14 protein-coding genes and 1 tRNA gene are annotated in these 18,416 nt (G+C 59.7%); 6 read left to right on the top strand and 9 right to left on the bottom strand.

The window, feature by feature from the left end; all coding sequences use genetic code 11:
• Positions 1-86: 86 nt before the first annotated feature.
• Positions 87-1,106 carry an anthranilate phosphoribosyltransferase gene (trpD, locus tag DI396_RS00505; RefSeq protein ID WP_110794220.1) on the bottom strand — a complete coding sequence of 340 codons (1,020 nt, stop codon included), beginning with the start codon at positions 1,104-1,106 and terminating at the stop codon, positions 87-89.
• Complete coding sequence (locus DI396_RS00500; protein ID WP_110794219.1) at positions 1,103-1,684, bottom strand: anthranilate synthase component II; 582 nt, start codon at positions 1,682-1,684, stop codon at positions 1,103-1,105. Before DI396_RS00500 ends, trpD begins: the two co-directional genes overlap by 4 nt.
• A gap of 287 nt (positions 1,685-1,971) precedes the next feature.
• On the opposite strand from DI396_RS00500, the gene DI396_RS00495 reads away from it, so the two are divergent.
• Positions 1,972-4,050, top strand: a complete 2,079-nt coding sequence (locus tag DI396_RS00495) for a divergent polysaccharide deacteylase family protein (protein ID WP_162617114.1) — start codon at positions 1,972-1,974, stop codon at positions 4,048-4,050.
• A gap of 285 nt (positions 4,051-4,335) precedes the next feature.
• On the opposite strand, the gene trpE is transcribed toward DI396_RS00495, so the two are convergent.
• The 6 genes from trpE to fabI form a co-directional block, all read right to left on the bottom strand.
• Positions 4,336-5,847, bottom strand: coding sequence for an anthranilate synthase component I (gene trpE / locus DI396_RS00490; RefSeq protein WP_110794784.1), 1,512 nt, complete (start codon positions 5,845-5,847; stop codon positions 4,336-4,338).
• An 89-nt stretch (positions 5,848-5,936) separates the two neighbouring features.
• Positions 5,937-7,781, bottom strand: coding sequence for a SurA N-terminal domain-containing protein (locus tag DI396_RS00485; RefSeq protein ID WP_110794217.1), 1,845 nt, complete (start codon positions 7,779-7,781; stop codon positions 5,937-5,939).
• Positions 7,782-7,874: 93 nt separating this feature from the next.
• Complete coding sequence (locus DI396_RS00480) at positions 7,875-9,050, bottom strand: aminotransferase (protein WP_110794216.1); 1,176 nt, start codon at positions 9,048-9,050, stop codon at positions 7,875-7,877.
• Between the two features lie 146 nt (positions 9,051-9,196).
• Positions 9,197-9,700 carry a xanthine phosphoribosyltransferase gene (gene gpt, locus DI396_RS00475; protein ID WP_110794215.1) on the bottom strand — a complete coding sequence of 168 codons (504 nt, stop codon included), beginning with the start codon at positions 9,698-9,700 and terminating at the stop codon, positions 9,197-9,199.
• A 23-nt stretch (positions 9,701-9,723) separates the two neighbouring features.
• Entirely contained in the window at positions 9,724-10,323 is a 600-nt protein-coding gene (locus DI396_RS00470) for a LysE family translocator (protein ID WP_110794214.1), read from the bottom strand.
• 2 nt (positions 10,324-10,325) lie between these two features.
• A complete protein-coding gene (fabI, locus tag DI396_RS00465; protein WP_110794213.1) occupies positions 10,326-11,147 on the bottom strand; it encodes an enoyl-ACP reductase FabI in 822 nt (273 codons plus the stop codon).
• Between the two features lie 356 nt (positions 11,148-11,503).
• Here fabI and pdxH point away from each other — a divergent pair, with 356 nt between their 5' ends.
• From pdxH to DI396_RS00445, 4 genes are all read left to right on the top strand, one after another.
• Positions 11,504-12,109: a pyridoxamine 5'-phosphate oxidase gene (pdxH, locus tag DI396_RS00460; protein ID WP_110794212.1), complete on the top strand. Its 606-nt coding sequence runs from the start codon at positions 11,504-11,506 to the stop codon at positions 12,107-12,109.
• Positions 12,110-12,225: 116 nt separating this feature from the next.
• Positions 12,226-12,762, top strand: a complete 537-nt coding sequence (locus DI396_RS00455; RefSeq protein ID WP_110794211.1) for a cold-shock protein — start codon at positions 12,226-12,228, stop codon at positions 12,760-12,762.
• A 115-nt stretch (positions 12,763-12,877) separates the two neighbouring features.
• Positions 12,878-13,363 (top strand): DUF192 domain-containing protein, encoded by a 486-nt coding sequence (locus tag DI396_RS16660; RefSeq protein WP_407936293.1) that lies wholly within the window; start codon positions 12,878-12,880, stop codon positions 13,361-13,363.
• Between the two features lie 55 nt (positions 13,364-13,418).
• Positions 13,419-13,495: transfer RNA gene (locus tag DI396_RS00445), tRNA-Pro, on the top strand.
• Positions 13,496-13,531: 36 nt separating this feature from the next.
• Here the strand turns inward: DI396_RS00445 and DI396_RS00440 are convergent.
• Positions 13,532-14,026, bottom strand: a complete 495-nt coding sequence (locus DI396_RS00440) for a hypothetical protein (RefSeq protein WP_110794209.1) — start codon at positions 14,024-14,026, stop codon at positions 13,532-13,534.
• A gap of 557 nt (positions 14,027-14,583) precedes the next feature.
• On the opposite strand from DI396_RS00440, the gene DI396_RS00435 reads away from it, so the two are divergent.
• Positions 14,584-18,276 (top strand): vitamin B12-dependent ribonucleotide reductase, encoded by a 3,693-nt coding sequence (locus DI396_RS00435; protein ID WP_110794208.1) that lies wholly within the window; start codon positions 14,584-14,586, stop codon positions 18,274-18,276.
• Positions 18,277-18,416: the final 140 nt, after the last annotated feature.

Here is an 18,416-nt window from a genome sequence, read left to right as displayed (position 1 = left end):
TCCCAAAATATCCCCGCCGGAGGCGCAGCTGCGCCCCAAGCGATCCCGCGATTTCCGGCCCGCGCGGCTCCTACGCCGCGCCGCGCTCACGCCGCCGAAGTGATCCGCGCCAGCCCCTCGATCTTGGCTCGCGCCGCGCCGCTGTCGATGCTCTGCGCCGCCATGGCCACGCCTTCTTTTATATCGCGCGCCGCGCCCTGCACGGTCAATGCCGCCGCCGCATTGAGCAAAACCGCATCGCGGTAGGCGGATTTCTCGCCCGCCAAAAGCCCCGCAAAGGCTTTGCCATTTTCTTCCGGCGTGCCGCCGATGATGTCCTCGAACGGGTGCACCGGAAGGCCGAAATCTTCGGGATGCACTTCCACCTCGCGGATGGTGCCATCCGCCTCCAAGGCCGCGACCCAAGAGATGCCGGAGATCGCCAATTCGTCGGTGCCGTCCGATCCATGCACCAACCATGCGCGGGTGCTGCCCAGTTGCCGCAAGACGTCGGCCATCGGCCGGATCAAATCGCGCGAAAACGCGCCGGTCAGTTGGAATTTGACCCCTGCCGGATTGGTCAAAGGCCCCAGAATGTTGAAAATCGTCCGGGTGCCCAATTCCGTCCGCGTCGGCATCACATGTTTGTTCGCCGGATGGTGCATGGGCGCCATCATAAAGGCGATGCCGATCTCGTCCAACGCGGTTTCCACCACATCCGCCCCGACCATGACATTGACACCCATCGCGCCCAAAGCATCCGATGCGCCGGATTTCGAGCTCAAATTCCGGTTGCCATGTTTGGCCACCGGCACGCCGGCACCGGCCACAACAAAGGCCGCCGCTGTCGAGATGTTCAGCGTATGCTTGCCGTCGCCGCCGGTGCCGACGATGTCCATCGCGCCGTCGGGGGCCCGCACGGGCACACAATTGGCCCGCATGACGGCCGCTGCGGCCGCGAATTCATCGACCGTTTCGCCGCGTGTGCGCAGCGCCATGAGCAGCCCGCCGATCTGGCTGGGTGTTGCCGTGCCGGCAAACAATTCCCCAAAGGCCGTCTCGGCCTCGGCGCGGGTTAGGGGGCGATCGGCGGCGGTGCCGATCAATGGTTTGAGAATATCGCTCATGCCGCCACCTGCAACAGATCGGTGAAGTTTTGCAGCAACCTGTGCCCATGCTCGGAGGCGATGCTTTCGGGGTGGAATTGCACGCCGTGGATCGGCAATGTTTTATGTTGCAACCCCATGATCGTGCCGTCGTCCAATTCCGCTGTTACATCCAGACAATCGGGCAACGTGGCCCGGTCAACCACAAGCGAATGATAGCGCGTGGCATCAAACGGCGAGGGCAAACCGGCAAACACCCCCGCGCCGCCATGTTTGATATGGCCGATCTTGCCATGGACGATTTCACTGTGGCGCACCACCTTGCCACCAAAGGCCTCGCCAATGGTTTGATGCCCAAGGCACACCCCCATCAGAGGCGTCGCCGTGTCCGCCGCTGCATGGGTCAGCGCAAGGCAAATTCCGGCCTGCGCCGGATCTTTCGGCCCCGGAGATAGCAAAATCCCCGCCGGTTTCATGGCCATCGCCTCTTGCACATCGATGGCATCATTGCGTTTGACCACCACTTCGGTGCCCAATTCGCCCAAATAATGCACGAGGTTATAGGTGAAACTGTCGTAATTATCGATCAGGAGCAGCATCTTGTCCCACTTTGCGGATTGTCGGGGCTGGAGGCCCGCCTTAATGTCGCGTTATACTTGTTCAGGCTTACGCCGGAGCGTCAAGAGGGGCAGGGGACGAGATCGGTCGGAACTGTTGCTCAATTTCGTGCAGCGGGTTCGTATAGTGGGCCTCGCCGAGTGGATCATGGCACAGATGCGCCGCACAATCCGGCGGCGGTGTTCAATGCTGTCATCGCTTGGTAACAATGATATGTCGCAGGCGGTTTGCCAAGGCGGCGGGTGAGGACAAAAGGCGAGGAACGGTAGTGCGAGGATTTCTCTCAGGTGTCAGTCTCGGCGCGGTGGTATCGGTTTTGGCTGCGGCGGGTCTGTCGGTGGCTTTTGGCCCCGTTGGGCCAACTGCGGATCGGCCCGCAGACGTGCAAAATGCGCCCGCGCAGGCTCTCGCTCCAACATCCGACACCTCATCCGAACCGGCATCTGACGATGAAGGGCAGACCGGCGCGCCGGACGGTGCGCAAGGCGATGCGCGCACCACCTTTGAGAATGCGGATCCGGATCAGACCGCCGGTCAAGATGCGGCGCAAACTTCCTCCAACACCGCACCAACCGGCTCGAATCGGCAGTCCGCCGGGCAGGGCTCGCTCGGTGAGCGGACCGGAACCGGAACTGGCACGGCGCTGCCATCGGTTGATGCCGCCCCTCAGGGCGGCAGTGCCCCTAATTTAAATCTGCCGGTTTCCGATTCTTCGGCCTCGGCCCGTGTTGATACCGCACCGGCTGCCGTGCCGCAGGTCGGTTCTGCTGCGCGCGCGCCCAACGCACCGGAGGAGGTGCCGCCAAGCGCAGGCAACAGTCCCGCGAATGCAGTCGAAGGCGAAGCGCCAGTCTATCCCAGCCCGCAAGCCGCCGCCCCGCCTGCGCCGCCGGTTGAAGGCGATCTGTCGATCTCGACCAATCCTGCGCAGCCTGCTGCCCCGAAAGCCGACGCGCCGCAAAGCGCTTTTCCCGCTGGCGATTTGTCGCAAATTGAAACACCGGTTGGAACACCTACGACCTCCAGTCCCGGTACCGGTGCCGGTGCATCCGAGGCCAATAAAACCACGGGCGAGCAGGGTGCAAAACCAGATAACGCAGCCGCCGACCGCGCGCCGCAAGCCATGACCGATGCCCCCCAATCGCCCGCCGCCGCAGGCGCGCAAACGGGGGCGGGGGATCTTGATGCGCAGCCTGAATCCGATGCGGATCAAGAGCCGGAGGCACAGTCCCGATCGGCGGTGCCCGATCGCGCTGCGGAGGCTGACGCCGCGCTCAGCCCCCGGCTTGACCCCGCTGCGGGCACTGCGCCAAAGGCGCAGACCGCAGATGGGACAGGACGCGCCGCCGCCCTGCCCAAAGTTTCCAGCTTACCGCGCACAGATGATCCCGTGACCCGCGCCGAAGCCGCAGATGCGGCGCCCCAGCCTGCAGAAGGCGCGGCAGAATCAGGGGCGGCAGCGGGCGGCGGCCTCTCCGGGACCGGCGGCGATGTCGTCGCGGCGCTGCGGCCGAAAATTGGCAAACCGGCCGGCACCCTCGGCGGCGGCAGCTCATTGATCACACAGCGTAACGCTGTCGGTGCAGGCAAATCCGCCTTGCCGAATGCGACCACAGCGCCGCAGGATGAGACGGCCCAGAACGCCGATATCCCGCGTTGGCAGCGCTATGCCGAACCATTTGAAAACCCCGAAGGCAAACCCTTGATGTCGATTGTGTTGATCGACGATGGCAAAACCGGCCTTGGTCGAAACGGCATGGGACAAAAGGCGCTTGGCCATTTCCCATACCCGATTTCCATCGCCATCGACACCGCATGGGACGGCGCGGCACAGGCCGCAGAGGGCTATCGCAATGCCGGATATGAGGTCTTGGCCCTGACCGACCTTCCGCCAGCGTCGACCGCCGCCGATACCGAGGTCGCCATGTCCGCGTTGCTGCGCCGGGTGCCACAGGCAGTCGCGGTGATTGAGGGCATTGGCAATGGATTGCAAGGCAACCGCGATATGAGCCTGCAACTGGCCTCGATCCTGTCGGCCACCGGGCATGGGTTGATCTTGGAATCCAAGGGGTTGAATTCAGGTGTGAAAATCGCTGCGGATGAGGGCGTGCCGACGACCACGGTGTTCCGGGATGTCGATGCCGAGGGGCAAGGCCCGCGGGTGATCCGCCGTTTTCTCGATCATGCGGCGTTCCATGCCGCGCAAGACGGCGAAGGCGTGGTGATGATTGGCCGGTTGCGGGCCGATACGATTTCGGCGCTGCATATATGGGGACAGGCCGACCGCGCGGAACGGGTGGCGCTTGCGCCCATCTCGGGGATATTGAAAGCCGCCGCACCTGAATGAGAGCCCTACTGTTGCTCACGTCGGTCCGTCGCATCATACCAACCCGTTTTAGCCGCCTGTTTTGGCGCATCGCGCAACATGACAGGCAGAGGGATGCCATTATGGCGGGGCGAGCATAACGCCGCCTGCCGGCTGTCAGATTGCGCATGGCACCCTGCGCTGCGGTGACCGGCGCAGCGGCGGGCTCATATAGGGGCGAGGCCGGCAAGGCCTATGCGGTCCATTCAAATGACTTCTTGGGGCTGTGACCGGCCGGCGTCGCCCTATCGGGAATACTTATGCGCCTTAACCATTGCCATTGCCGGTGAACCGCGCGGCATCGGCGGCGGCGCGGCGGATGGCGTTGGATTTATGCACGGTCTCTTGGTATTCGGCCTCCGGATCGCTGTCATAGACCACGCCGCCGCCAGCTTGAATATAGAGCTTTTGATCCTTCACGATCGCGGTGCGCAGGGCGATGCAAATATCCATATCGCCATTGCCGCTGAAATATCCGACACCGCCGCCGTAAACGCCGCGCTTTTCCGGCTCCAACTCGTCGATGATCTCCATCGCGCGGACCTTTGGCGCGCCCGACACCGTGCCGGCGGGCAGACCGGCGAGCAGCGCTGAAAGCGCATCCTGATCGTCGGCCAATTCACCGACCACATTGGAGACGATATGCATGACATGGCTATAGCGTTCGATGGTGAATTTCTCGGTGGGATGCACCGTGCCGATTTTCGACACCCGCCCGGTGTCATTGCGGCCCAGATCGAGCAGCATCAGGTGTTCGGCCAATTCCTTTTTGTCGGCCAAAAGATCCGCTTCCAAGGCACGGTCTTCCTCCGGCGTGGCCCCGCGCGGGCGGGTACCGGCGATCGGGCGGATGGTCACCTCTTTGCCAAACACGCGGACCAATATTTCGGGGCTGGCGCCGATCACCTGAAAGCCGCCGAAATTGAAATAGAACATGAAGGGCGAAGGATTGGTGCGGCGCAGGCTGCGGTATAGGGCAAAGGGCGGCTGCGAAAAATTCTGCGTCCAACGCTGTGAAGGCACAACCTGGAAAATATCGCCGGCGCGGATGTATTCCTTGGCTTTCTCGACCGCCTCCAAATAGGCAGGTTTTGAGAAATTCGACACCGGTTCGGCATCCTCATGCGCCTCGCCCAGATCGCGCGCATGATGGGGCAGGGCGCGTTCCAGATCACGCACCGCATCCGAAACCCGTTCGGCGGCCTGTGCATAGGCCGCGCGCGCCGATTGACCGGCACCCACATAGGCCGGCGAGACGATGATCACCTCGCTTTTGGCGCCGTCCAGGATGGCGATCACCGAGGGGCGCATCATCACCGCATCGGGCAATCCAAGCGGGTCGGGGTTCAGATCGGGCAGATGTTCCACCAAACGGATCATGTCGTATCCCAGATATCCAAAAACCCCCGCAGAGGCGGCGGGCAGATCTTCGGGAATATCGATCCGGCTTTCGGCAATCAGGGCGCGCAGCGAGGTCAGCGGATCGGCGGCCTCATCCACCCATGCGTTGGCATCAAACCGGGCCGCGCGATTGATTCGCGCCGATGTGCCGTGACATTGCCAGACCAGGTCCGGCTTCATCCCGATGATCGAATACCGCCCGCGAATTTCCCCACCCGTCACGCTGTCGAGCATGAAGGTATCCTTGCCCGCGCCGGTCAGCTTGAGCATCAAGGTCACCGGTGTATCGAGATCAGCCGCAAGGCGGGTATAGACGATTTGATTTTCACCGGCGTCAAACCGTTCGGCAAACGCGTCGTAAGAAGGAGTCAGTTCCATCGTGATCCGGTCTTTGTCTTGGGCCGCCTTCGCGCGCGGCGCGCCAAGGCAGATCATGTGGCGGCGCGGGCAGGCCGCGCCGCAATGGGTTATTGCAGCGAAGCGTTGACCGCATTCACCGCTTGGGTGTTGAGGTTCACATCCACCCGCGAACGAATGTCGCGAATATAGGCCTCGTAGATGTCTTGTGCCACGGCGGCTTGGGCCTGTTCGCGCAAAGAGGCGGCCAGAGCGGCAACATCGCCATTGTCCATATCCGGGCCGTTTTGCGCATCCAATCGCGTGATGATCACCCCGCCAAAGGCATTGGTAATCAGGATATCGCCGAGCGCCATGTCAAAGACCTGCTCAAGATAATCCTCCGGCGTGCCGGGTATAAACCCGTTGCGCAACACATCGGTTTCCACTGTCGCGGTCAATCCGACACCGGCGAAATCCACGCCATTTTCAAGCTGTGGCAGCAAGGCTTCGGCTTGTGCACGCAAACGGGATTCGGTTTCTGCCGCTTCCCATGCGGCGGCCACCGCGTCGCGCACCTCATCGAGGGTTTGCGCGCGCGGCGCCAGAATTTCTTCGAGGCGCATGGCGTAAATTCCACCGTCTTCCAATTCCGCCACTTCGGGGAAATCGTCCGCAGTGATCGCCTCTGCTGCGGCGTCAAATTCCGGATAGGCGGCAATGTCGTCGCCGCTCTCGGCGTGCCAATCGACCTGCGCCAAAACCAATTCGGTTTCCTTGGCGACGTCCTCAAGCGTTGCGCCGCCGGCCAGCATATCATCGATGGCTTCCGCTTGCGCTTCGATCACGCGGCGGGCCCGGTCGAGCGCCAATTCATCGCGCAGCCTGTCTTTGACCTCGTCAAAGCTGTTTGCCTCTGCGGGCAAAATTGCGTTCACGCGATAGAGGGCCGGCCCGAGCGATGTGGTGAACGGTCCGGTGATTTGTCCGACATCCGAGCCAAAGACCGCATCTGCTGCTGCGCCTAAATCGCCGCGTGCGACATCGCCCATATCGACATCGGTCAATTCCAATCCGCGATCGCTCACGAGATCTTCAAAGCTTTTGTCGCCGGTCTCTATCGCGGCTTTCGCGGCCTCGGCGGCGGCCTCATCGGCAAAGGCCAGACGTTCGACCAAACGGCGTTCTTCGGTGTTGAACTCGGCCTTACGCTCGTCATACAGCGCCGCCAAGGCCGCTTCGTCGACCTCAACCGTGTCCAAAATCATGTCCGGTGTGATCCACGCATAGGTGATGCGCTTCATTTCCGGCAAGGTGAAATCGGGCAGGTGGCTTTGATGATAGCTGCGCAATTCATCCGCCGTGGGGGGAGGGGTCGGTTCGGTTAAGTTCTTCTGCGTCAACTTTGCCCAAGTGAAATCGCGCCGTGCCCCGACAAAATCAACCAATGCATCGACATGGGCGGCGGGCACCGAAACGCCGCTGATCACCGCGCCTTGCACCAATGTGCGGGCGGTTTCTTGGCGCAGGTCTTCTTCGAATTCCGCCTCGGTCAATCCGGCATTGCGCAGAGCATAGGCATAGCCCTCGCGGTCAAAATTGCCATCAACACCTTGAAAACTGGGGATGTCGAAAATTTGCTTGCTTAGGTTTGCATCGCCAATGGACAGGCCCATGCGCATGGTCTCGTCATCCATCGCGGCGCTGTTGACCAGTTGCGACAGAATACGCTGGTCCAAACCGGCGGCCTGCGCTTGGGAAAAGGTGACCGGCGCGCCGGTTTGCGCCTGAATGCCGCGCAATTCGCGTTGCAACGCGCGGGCATAATCATCGACGCTGATTTCTTGTGATCCGACGCTGCCAATAGAGCGCACACCGCTCGACAGGTTGGTGGCGCCAAAGCCGCCCAGCCCAAGGATCAACAGGCCCATCAGGATCCAAACCAGAGTTTTCGTTGTGCCGCCGCTGCTCGCCATTGCGCATCCCCTTCGTGGGTTGTCTTGAATTCGCTGGCGAATGTGTAAGCCGTGGCGCGCAAGGGGGCAAGGGGCGATGCGCGCGGCGCACGGTTAGAGCGCAAGCGCCTCGAGGCGGCGATACATATCATCAATGCCGGCCGCATCGATGTTGGCAAAGGCGATGCGCAATTGCCGCGCGCCGGCGGGGTCGCCTTCGGGGGTGAACATCGTGCCCGGCAGCATCAATATTCCCGCCTCGCGTACCAATCGCGGCGCCAATTCATGTGAGGGCATCTCAAAGGGATGCGCGACATAGGCAAAATAGGCCCCCGCGCCCATCAACCGCCACCCCTGCGCTGCCAAAGGCGCAAACCCCACCTCAATGGCCGCGCGCCGCGCGAGAATCTCGGCGCGTTCTCCTGCGAGCCAATCGCCCAGATGGCGCATCCCCCAAAGCGCGGCATGTTGGCCCAATTGATTGGGGCAAATCGCAACCGTATCGAGAAATTTCTCTACCTCGGCTAAGGTCTCCTTAGCCGCCACCATCGCGCCGACCCGGTGACCGGTCAACCGGTATGCCTTGGAAAACGAATAAAGTTGGATCAGCACATCGGCCCAATCGGGATCGGCAAACAGATCATGCGGCGCGCCCGATTGGGAATGAAAATCGCGGTAGGTCTCATCGACGATCAACTTGATCCCGCGCGCCCGCGCGAGGGCGGCAAATGCCGCGATAAGCGCGGGAGGGTATTCCACGCCGCCCGGATTGTTTGGCGTCACCAAAACGATGGCCCGGGTGCGCGGCGTGATCAAAACCGCCGCATCCGCGACATCGGGGATGAGCCCCGTGTCGGTGGCCAATGGCACGGCCCGCACACCCGACATATCAAGCCACATTTTGTGGTTGAAATACCATGGCGTTGGCAAAATAACCTCGTCGCCCGCTCCGCAAAGCGCGTCAATCGTGGCGGCAAAGGCCTGATTGCAGCCTGAGGTGATCGCCACCTGTGCCGCCGAGACCGCACCGTCATAGGTCCGGCCGACCGAAACTGCGACTTCGGCGCGAAGCTCCGGCAACCCTAAGACCGGACCATATAGATGCACCGTATCATTATGCAGCGCCGCATCCGCAATTGCGGCGCGCAGGTCCGGATGCGGCGGCTCGACCGGGGCGGCCTGACTGACGTTGATCAACGGGCGATCAGCAGGGAAATCCACGCCGTCAAGCCATCGGCGCGCTTCCATGACGGGCGGCGCAAAAGTGGCAGAGGTGCTGGAAAATGGCATGGGGCGGGGCTCCTGCGACGCAGTCTAAAAGAACTTTATGCCTTCGGCGAGGATATTTGAAGAAAGCAGAAAGCAGCGCCGCGCGACTTTCTATTTTCCGTAAATATCCCCGCCGGAGGCTCCGACCTCAAAGAAACCCGAGCGGCTCAATCCTTGCCGCGATAGGGTTGCACATATTGCAGCGCCATGTCCCAAGGGAAGAAGATCCACGTGTCTTGGCTGACTTCGGTGATAAAGGTATCGACCTGCGGGCGGCCGGAGGGTTTGGCGTAAACGGTGGCAAAATGCGCTTTGGGATAGAGGCTGCGGACCAATTCCAGCGTCTTGCCGCTGTCCACGAGGTCATCGACGACGAGGATACCGCTACCATCGCCCATCATCGCGGCGTCGGGGGATTTGAGCACCACAGCCTCGGTGCGATCTTGGTTGTCGTAGGATTTCACCGAGATCGTATCGACGGTGCGGATATCCAATTCGCGCGCCACGATCATCGCCGGTGCCATGCCGCCGCGGGTGATGGCCACCACGGCCTTCCACGCGCCGTCATCGGGGCCATGACCGTCAAGGCGCCACGCCAGCGCGCGGCTGTCACGGTGGATCTGGTCCCAACTGACATGGAAACCTTTTTCATGGGGCAGGAATTCGGTCATTTGAGGGTCCTTAATAGAGGCGGTCAGCTTGCGATGCGCAGGGCCATGACGCCCAGCGTCGCCGCCGCAGCGCGGTCAACCACGGATTTGGATTTCAGATAGAGGTGCCGGATGGCCGGAATGGTTAACCCCAAGGTCACGATCGAATAAAACAGGAGTTCCAACACAAAGTGGTTGGCCAGCACCAGCACCGCGTCGATGCCTGTGGGCATGGCGGGGAAGACAGTGGTGAAGATCGCCGCGACAAAGACCACGGCCTTTGGGTTGGCGAAATTGGTCAGCAACCCCAGTTTCAGCCCATTCACCCCCGCCGGCGCATCGAAATTGGCCGGGGTGCGGGCATTGCGCCACAGCGACACCGCCAGCCAAATCAAATAGGCCGCCCCCGCCAGTTTCAGCGTGACAAAAGCCCAAGGCGCGACGGCAAACAGAGCCGTCAGGCCAAGAACGGCCAAGAGGCTCCAGCTGACAGCGCCGATCGTCAGGCCAAGCCCGCACAGGAACCCGGCGCGCCGCCCGTCTGATAACGCCGCCCGCAACATCGCCATGACCGCCGGCCCGGGAGAGGCCAGCGCCCCCAGAAGGGCCAGATTAAAGGCAATGAGCGATGCGGCGTCGATCATGGCTAGTCCTTGCGGCCGGTGACCACGTCGATGTCGGGCGCATCGACGGCCTTCATCCCGACGACGTGATAGCCCGCATCTACATGCAGGTTCTCGCCGGTCACGCCTGATCCCAGATCGGACAGAAGGTACAGCGCGGATTTGCCGACCTCTTCTTGCGTCACATTACGGCGCAGCGGCGAATTCAGCTCGTTCCATTTCAGGATGTAGCGGAAATCGCCAATGCCGGAGGCGGCCAGCGTTTTGATCGGACCGGCGGAGATCGCATTGACGCGAATGCCGTCCTTGCCCAGATCCTCGGCGAGATATTTTACCGACGCCTCAAGCGCCGCCTTGGCCACGCCCATGACATTGTAATGGGGCATGACTTGTTCGGCGCCGTAATAGGTTAGGGTGAGCATCGATCCACCGTCGCTCATCAGTTTTTCAGCGCGCTGCGCCACGGCGGTGAAGCTGTAGCAACTGATGTCCATGGTCATCAGGAAGTTGTCGCGACTGGTGTCGACATAACGGCCGCGCAATTCGCTCTTTTCCGAGAAACCGATGGCATGGACCAGAAAATCAATTTTGCCCCATTCTTTTTCAATCTCGGCAAAGGCCGCATCGACCGAAGCCATGTCCGAGACATCGCAATCGAACAATTGCGTTACGCCGATGGATTCGGCCATGGGGGCGACGCGTTTTTTGAACGCATCTCCCATATAGGTGAAAGCCAATTCGGCGCCCGCATCGGCCAAGGCCTGCGCGATTCCCCAAGCGATAGATTTATCGTTGGCAAGCCCCATGATAAGGCCGCGTTTGCCTGCCATAAGTTGATTTGGCATAGTTTCCCTTCCACCAATTTGCAACGTGCCCCTCGGTTTAGGCGATCAGGGCTGGCGCATCAAGTCTGCGCGATGGCATATAACGGCACATGCGGCCTGCATATTATCTGCGGGGCGGGGGATTGCTCTGGTGTGGGGGATCCCTTTTATGGGCGTATGAGTGAACCTTTCGGCTGGTTTTAGCCTATCACCGGACAAGCCTCAGTTCTTGCCCTATAACTGCGCAATCCGCGCGCCGAGGATGGCGTAAACCCGCTTCAACATGCGGCACGCCGCCCCGAGGTTCGGCTTGTGGCAATAGATACCGCATTTTGGGGCCTGTGAGGCAACGAAGGCGTAATGGAATTGGAATCTGTATGACTGACCGCAGTGAAATTTTTGCCGGGGATGACCCGTTCGTGATTGCCCGCAGGTGGCTCGCGCAAGCCGAGGCCACCGAGGTGAATGACCCCAACGCCATCGCTTTGGCTACGGTGGACGCAAGCGGCATGCCCAATGCGCGGATGGTTTTGCTCAAAGAGATCGAAGAGGATGCGTTTGTCTTCTACACCAATTACGGCAGCGCCAAAGGCAACGAAATCGCCGCGACCGAAAAGGCGGCTTTTGTGATGCATTGGAAAAGTCTGCGCCGACAGATCCGCGTGCGCGGGCACGTGTCCCGCGAAGATGGGCCAAAGGCCGACGACTATTATGCCTCTCGGTCGCTCAAAAGCCGTTTGGGGGCCTGGGCGTCGCAACAAAGCCAGCCACTTGAGAGCCGTGCGAGCCTGATGGCAAAGCTGACGAAGGTCACGCTGCAGCACGGCAATGCGCCGACACGTCCATCCTTTTGGGGAGGTTTCCGAATCGCCCCCGTTGAGATTGAATTCTGGGCAGATGGTGCATTCCGATTACACGACCGTTTCGTGTGGCGCCGAAATACACTCGCGGATAGGTGGAAAATCACCCGCCTGAACCCGTGAATTCCACGTGACGTGAAATGCAAGGCGTTGTTTTTCGAGGGGTTTTGGCTTGTGTTTTGGCGAAAATTAGGTGCTAGTGGCAGCGCCTGTAGAGCAAGAACCGGTGGGTAGCGAAAGTGACAGAACAAGAAAATAGCACTCGCAAGATAGACGGTCAGGTGAAATGGTTTGATCCCGTAAAGGGATTTGGTTTTGTAATCGCCGATGAAGGCGGACCCGATATTTTGCTTCATGCAAACGTGCTTCGGAATTTCGGACAAAGCTCCGTTGCCGATGATGCCCGCATTGCGATTCTCGCCCAAGATACCGAGCGCGGCGTTCAGGCGGTCGAGGTTTTGCGTATTGATCCTCCTGAGGGAATCGAAGGCGGCAGCCTTGCGGATTTTGACGATATTGATCCCGAAGTGATCCGAAACGCGCCATTGGAGCCAGCCCGTGTCAAATGGTTTGGTAAAGCCAAAGGATTCGGGTTTGCCAATGTTTTTGGACGGGACGAGGATGTCTTTGTCCATATCGAGGTCTTGCGCCGATCCGGCCTCGCCGATCTGCAGCCGGGCGAAGCCTTGGCCATTCGCGTGATTGACGGCAAACGCGGTCGTATGGCCGCCGAGGTCTGTGCTTGGGAAGCTGCGTTGAAAAAAGCCGAGGCTTAAGGGGATGCGGCGGCTTCGGGACGGCGCGGGCGTGGAAACACTTAGGGCCCGCCTGTACCCGAAGGCCCGCCGTAAACCGCACCGTGCCGTGCCGCTGATCGCCTTTTTGGCGGCGCTGGCCGTGGCGATTGCAGCGGCAGTTCCTTTGTCTTTGGCGTTGTTTCCCGCGCCGGCCCATGCCGAGGTGGCCCAGAGCTGTGACAGTGAAACCGCCTATCTGCGCGGCGCGTTCGGCACCGCCCGCTTTTCCGTTGAATTGGCGCAAACCGAAGCAGAGCGGGCGCGTGGATTGATGGACCGTGAGGCCATGCCCAAAAGCGCCGGCATGTTGTTTGTCTACCCCACCGATACCCATGCCGTGTTTTGGATGAAAAACACGTTGATACCGCTCGATATGATTTTTCTGGATGCGCGGGGCGTGGTCAAATCCGTGCATGCCAATGCGATTCCCCATGACTTGACCCCGATTGACGGGGGGCGCGGCATTCGTGCGGTGCTTGAAATAAACGGTGGATTGGCCGGATTATTGGGGATCGAAGCCGGTGCCGAGATGCGTCACCCTGCTTTTGCAAAAAATCATGCACTTTGGCCCTGCGAATAGGTCGATTTGCGCTTTTCAATCCCGCCGCAAGCGTCTAGACGGTGCCTCTATGGATCGGGGCGTAGCGCAGCCTGGTAGCGCACCTGTTTTGGGTACAGGGGGTCGTAAGTTCGAATCTTACCGTCCCGACCATAAAATCTCCCAACCCACCAACGTAATGCTCCGGTTTTAAATCGGGGTGCCGCCGCTTTTGCGGATCAAGGCGCGCATTGTTGCGTCAATCCGCGCACTGGGCTGCGCAATGCGGACGGCGCCGCCGCCGCGTTGCGGGACCAAAGCGTAGTTTTGCTGGTGCAAGGTCAACCCGCCGGTGGAGGTGGGGGAAAACCGGAAGGAGATCACCAGCTTGGGCAAATCGTCCATGGTGCCATCATATTTCAGGATCAACCCCGCCGTAGGTTCCGGCGGCATGAGCGATTGGCATTCGAACCATAAGTCGCTGTGTGTAATGAAGGTCTCTGCCGGATCGCCGCATGCGGCGCGCGCCGCCAGAGCAAGACCGGTGGGAAAGCGGTCGTAATGGGCCCGTAGGGTTGGCATGCCGGTGCTGTCTACCCAGCTTCTCCCTACATGTTGTGTGCTGTCATGTGTGCCGCCAGTGGTTTCGACACAGGCGGCGGCAAAAGGCAGCAGCAATAGCACAAAGAATCGGCGCAGGGGCATGAGAGGTCATAATTTCCATGTTTGGGACGCCGCGCGGCGTGGCGTGATTATTTTTGCGCCGCTGGATGCGAATGGACAGAACGCTTGCCGGCCGCCAGCGCAAAACTTCACCTGATCGGTGAAGCGTGCCGCATAAGCCTGCGGGATACAACAGGATTTCGCCACCTGTGGTTGCACGCGCCTATGTGGATAAATCAGGGGGTAATCGCGGGGATGAATCACCACAGCAAAAAAGCGCCCCCTTGGGATCGCCGGGTCAATGGGGTTTTTTGCCTGCAGAGGGTAAAAAATACATTGATGCCTAGACCAATATACGCCACCTTGTGGCTAGCTGATCGACGGACCACAATATGTAGTGGCGACGCAGAGCGAACTGGGACAGAGTATTCACAGACAACCGGCACTGGCTGGCTTGTATCTGATGTCATCTTTGGATGGCGTCAGGGCGGATTTCTTTTGCGTACAGTTTCCGAACGGCAGCAGCAGAACGCGGGCGTATTTGATGCGCTGTGTTTTGCGGGGAATGGGAACTTGCTGAAGATGAGGCGGCACATAGAATGAAGATCGAAAGAAAATTTACCAAAGCCGGAACAGATGCCTACGCGGGGCTGGATTTTGTTAAAACGGTTTCGGAAATCCGAAATCCGGATGGATCGGTTGTCTTCAAACTTGACGGTGTCGAAGTGCCCGCGTCCTGGAGTCAGGTCGCCTCTGATGTGATTGCCCAAAAATATTTCCGTAAAGCTGGCGTGCCGAGCCGGTTGCGCAAGGTCAAAGAGAGCGGCGTGCCGGAATTCCTGTGGCGGTCCGAGCCGGATGCCGGCGCCGAAATGGGCGGCGAAATTTCCTCAAAGCAAGTCTTCGACCGTCTTGCCGGTGCATGGGCTTATTGGGGATGGAAGGGTGGTTACTTCACCACCGAAGAAGACGCCAAAACCTATTTCGACGAAATGCGGTTCATGCTGGCCACGCAAAAGGCCGCGCCCAATTCGCCGCAGTGGTTCAACACCGGCCTGCATTGGGCATATGGCATCGACGGTCCGGCGCAGGGCCATTACTACGTTGATTTCGAAACCAAAAAATTGACCAAATCGAAATCTTCCTACGAGCACCCGCAACCGCATGCCTGCTTTATTCAATCGGTCTCTGATGACCTTGTGGGCGATGGCGGCATCATGGATCTTTGGGTGCGCGAGGCGCGCCTGTTCAAATACGGCTCTGGCACCGGCACCAATTTCTCGTCCCTGCGTGCGGACGGTGAAAGCCTGTCGGGGGGCGGCAAATCATCGGGCCTTATGGGGTTCTTGAAAATCGGTGACCGCGCGGCGGGCGCGATCAAATCGGGTGGCACCACGCGCCGCGCGGCAAAAATGGTGATTGTCGATGCGGATCACCCCGACATCCAAGAATACATCAACTGGAAGGTCAAAGAAGAGCAGAAGGTCGCCTCGATCGTTGCCGGATCGAAGATGCACGAGCAAAAGCTCAACCTGATCTTTGATGCCATCAAAGCCTGGGACGGATCGACCGAAGACAGCGTCGATCCGAAGAAAAACCCGCAGCTCAAAGACGCCATTCGCGGCGCGAAAAAAGTGTGCATCCCCGAAACATACGTCAAGCGCGTGCTCGATTATGCCAAGCAAGGCTATGGCGCGATCGAATTCCCGACCTATGACACGGATTGGGACAGCGAGGCCTATGCCTCTGTCTCCGGCCAGAATTCCAACAACTCGGTGCGCGTCACCGATGCTTTCCTCAAAGCGGTTGAAAGTGATGGCGATTGGGAATTGATCCGCCGCACCGATGGATCGGTCGCCAAGACCATCAAAGCGCGCGATTTGTGGGAAGACATCGGCCATGCCGCATGGGCCTGCGCCGATCCGGGCATCCAATACCACGACACCGTCAACGCATGGCACACGTGCCCCGAAGATGGCGAAATCCGCGGCTCGAACCCCTGCTCGGAATATATGTTCCTCGATGATACGGCTTGCAACTTGGCCTCGATGAACCTGCTGACCTTCCTCAAGGATGGCGAATTCCAAGCTGAAGATTACATGCACGCCACGCGTTTGTGGACGGTGACCTTGGAAATCTCGGTGTTGATGGCGCAATTCCCGTCCAAAGCCATTGCACAGCGGTCGTATGATTTCCGCACGCTTGGGCTGGGCTATGCCAATATCGGCGGCCTCTTGATGAACATGGGCTACAGCTATGACAGCGACGAGGGCCGGGCGCTTTGCGGGGCTTTGACCGCGATCATGACCGGTGTGTCATATGCCACCTCGGCTGAAATGGCCGGTGAATTGGGAGCCTTCCCGAAATACAATAAGAACGCCAAACATATGCTGCGCGTTATTCGTAACCACCGCAATGCCGCCTATGGCGCGACGGATGGTTATGACAGCCTCGACATCAAACCTGTTGCACTGGATCACGCCAATTGCCCCGATGCGCGGCTTGTCGATCTGGCCATGTCGGCATGGGACGAAGCATTGGAATTGGGCGTCGAACACGGATACCGCAATGCGCAGGTGTCGGTGATTGCCCCGACCGGAACCATCGGTTTGGTGATGGATTGCGACACCACGGGCATCGAGCCGGATTTCGCTTTGGTGAAGTTCAAGAAGCTCGCCGGTGGCGGATATTTCAAGATCATCAACCAATCGGTGCCTGCGGCGCTTGAAAAGCTTGGCTACGGGTCGGCGCATATCGAGGAAATCATTTCCTATGCGGTGGGTCATGGTTCTTTGGGCAATGCGCCGGGGATCAATCACACCTCGCTGATCGGGCACGGGTTCGGCGCGAATGAGATCGAAAAGGTCGAAGCCGCCCTCGCCACCGCTTTTGACATCCGGTTTGTGTTCAACCAATGGACCCTTGGCGCGGAGTTCTGCACCAATGTTCTGGGCATTCCCGAAGCCAAATTGAACGATGCGGGCTTTGATTTGCTGGCGCATCTGGGCTTTAGCAAATCCGATGTAGATGCGGCCAATGACCATGTCTGCGGCACGATGACGCTTGAGGGCGCGCCGCATTTGAAAACCGAACATTACGGTATCTTTGATTGCGCCAATCCGTGCGGGAAAAAAGGCACGCGGTATTTGTCGGTCAACAGCCACATCACCATGATGGCCGCCGCGCAATCCTTTATCTCGGGGGCGATCTCGAAAACCATCAACATGGCCAATGACGCCACGATTGAGGATTGCCAAAAAGCCTATGAGCTGAGCTGGTCTTTGGGCATCAAGGCCAATGCGCTTTACCGTGACGGATCGAAATTGAGCCAACCTTTGGCCGCCGCGTTGGTCGAGGACGACGACGAGGCGCTCGAGGTGTTGGAAAATGGCTCGATCCAGGAAAAAGCTGCGGTTCTGGCCGAGAAGATTGTCGAGAAGGTGATCGTCAAAGAAGTCGCACGGGGCCGTGAGAAGCTACCCGAACGGCGCAAGGGCTACACCCAAAAGGCGGTCATCGGCGGGCACAAAGTCTATTTGCGCACCGGCGAATATGAAGGCGGCCAATTGGGCGAGATCTTTATCGACATGCACAAAGAAGGCGCGGGTTTCCGCGCGATGATGAATAACTTCGCCATCGCCGTGTCGGTGGGGCTGCAATACGGGGTGCCGCTCGAAGAATTTGTCGATGCCTTTACCTTCACCAAATTCGAACCTGCCGGTATGGTGCAAGGCAACGACAGCATCAAAAACGCCACCTCGATCCTCGACTATATCTTCCGCGAACTGGCGGTTTCCTATTTGGATCGCACCGATTTGGCCCATGTTAAACCGCAAGGCGCGGCCTTTGATGATCTGGGCCGCGGTGAGGAAGAGGGCGTGAGCAACGTCAAAGAGATGAGCGAAGATGCCGCCTCGCGCTCGCTCGAAGTGCTCAAGCAAATCTCGTCGACCGGCTATTTGCGCAAGCGCATGCCGCAAGAATTGGTGGTGCTGCAGGGCGGGCAACACATGGGCGCCACGGCTTTGGATGCCACCGGCGATCCGGTGGCCGCACTCAACGCTCTGGTGCCGGAAACCGGCGGTGTGTCTGGTGGTGGTGCGGCCATGGGCGCCACGGCCGTATCAACGGGCACGGTCGCTTCCGCAGGCGGGCAAATGGATGCACGCGCCAAGGCAAAGATGCAAGGATATGAGGGCGAGGCCTGCGGCGATTGCGGCAACTATACCCTCGTGCGCAACGGCACTTGCATGAAATGTAATACCTGCGGAGGAACCTCTGGTTGCTCTTAAGGGTTTGCGGGGCGGATGCGTTCGCCCCCACGACGTTCAGGCCGCAGGCAAAAACAATTCCGAGCGGTAACAACGATTGAGCTTGAACGGCGAAACTGGGGGGCCTTTTGGCCCCCCATCTTTGTTTGACCTATGGGTTC

This window comes from Litorivita pollutaquae, from assembly GCF_003205515.1.
Lineage (GTDB): Bacteria > Pseudomonadota > Alphaproteobacteria > Rhodobacterales > Rhodobacteraceae > Litorivita > Litorivita pollutaquae.
This window is presented reverse-complemented; position numbering and strand designations above follow the sequence as displayed.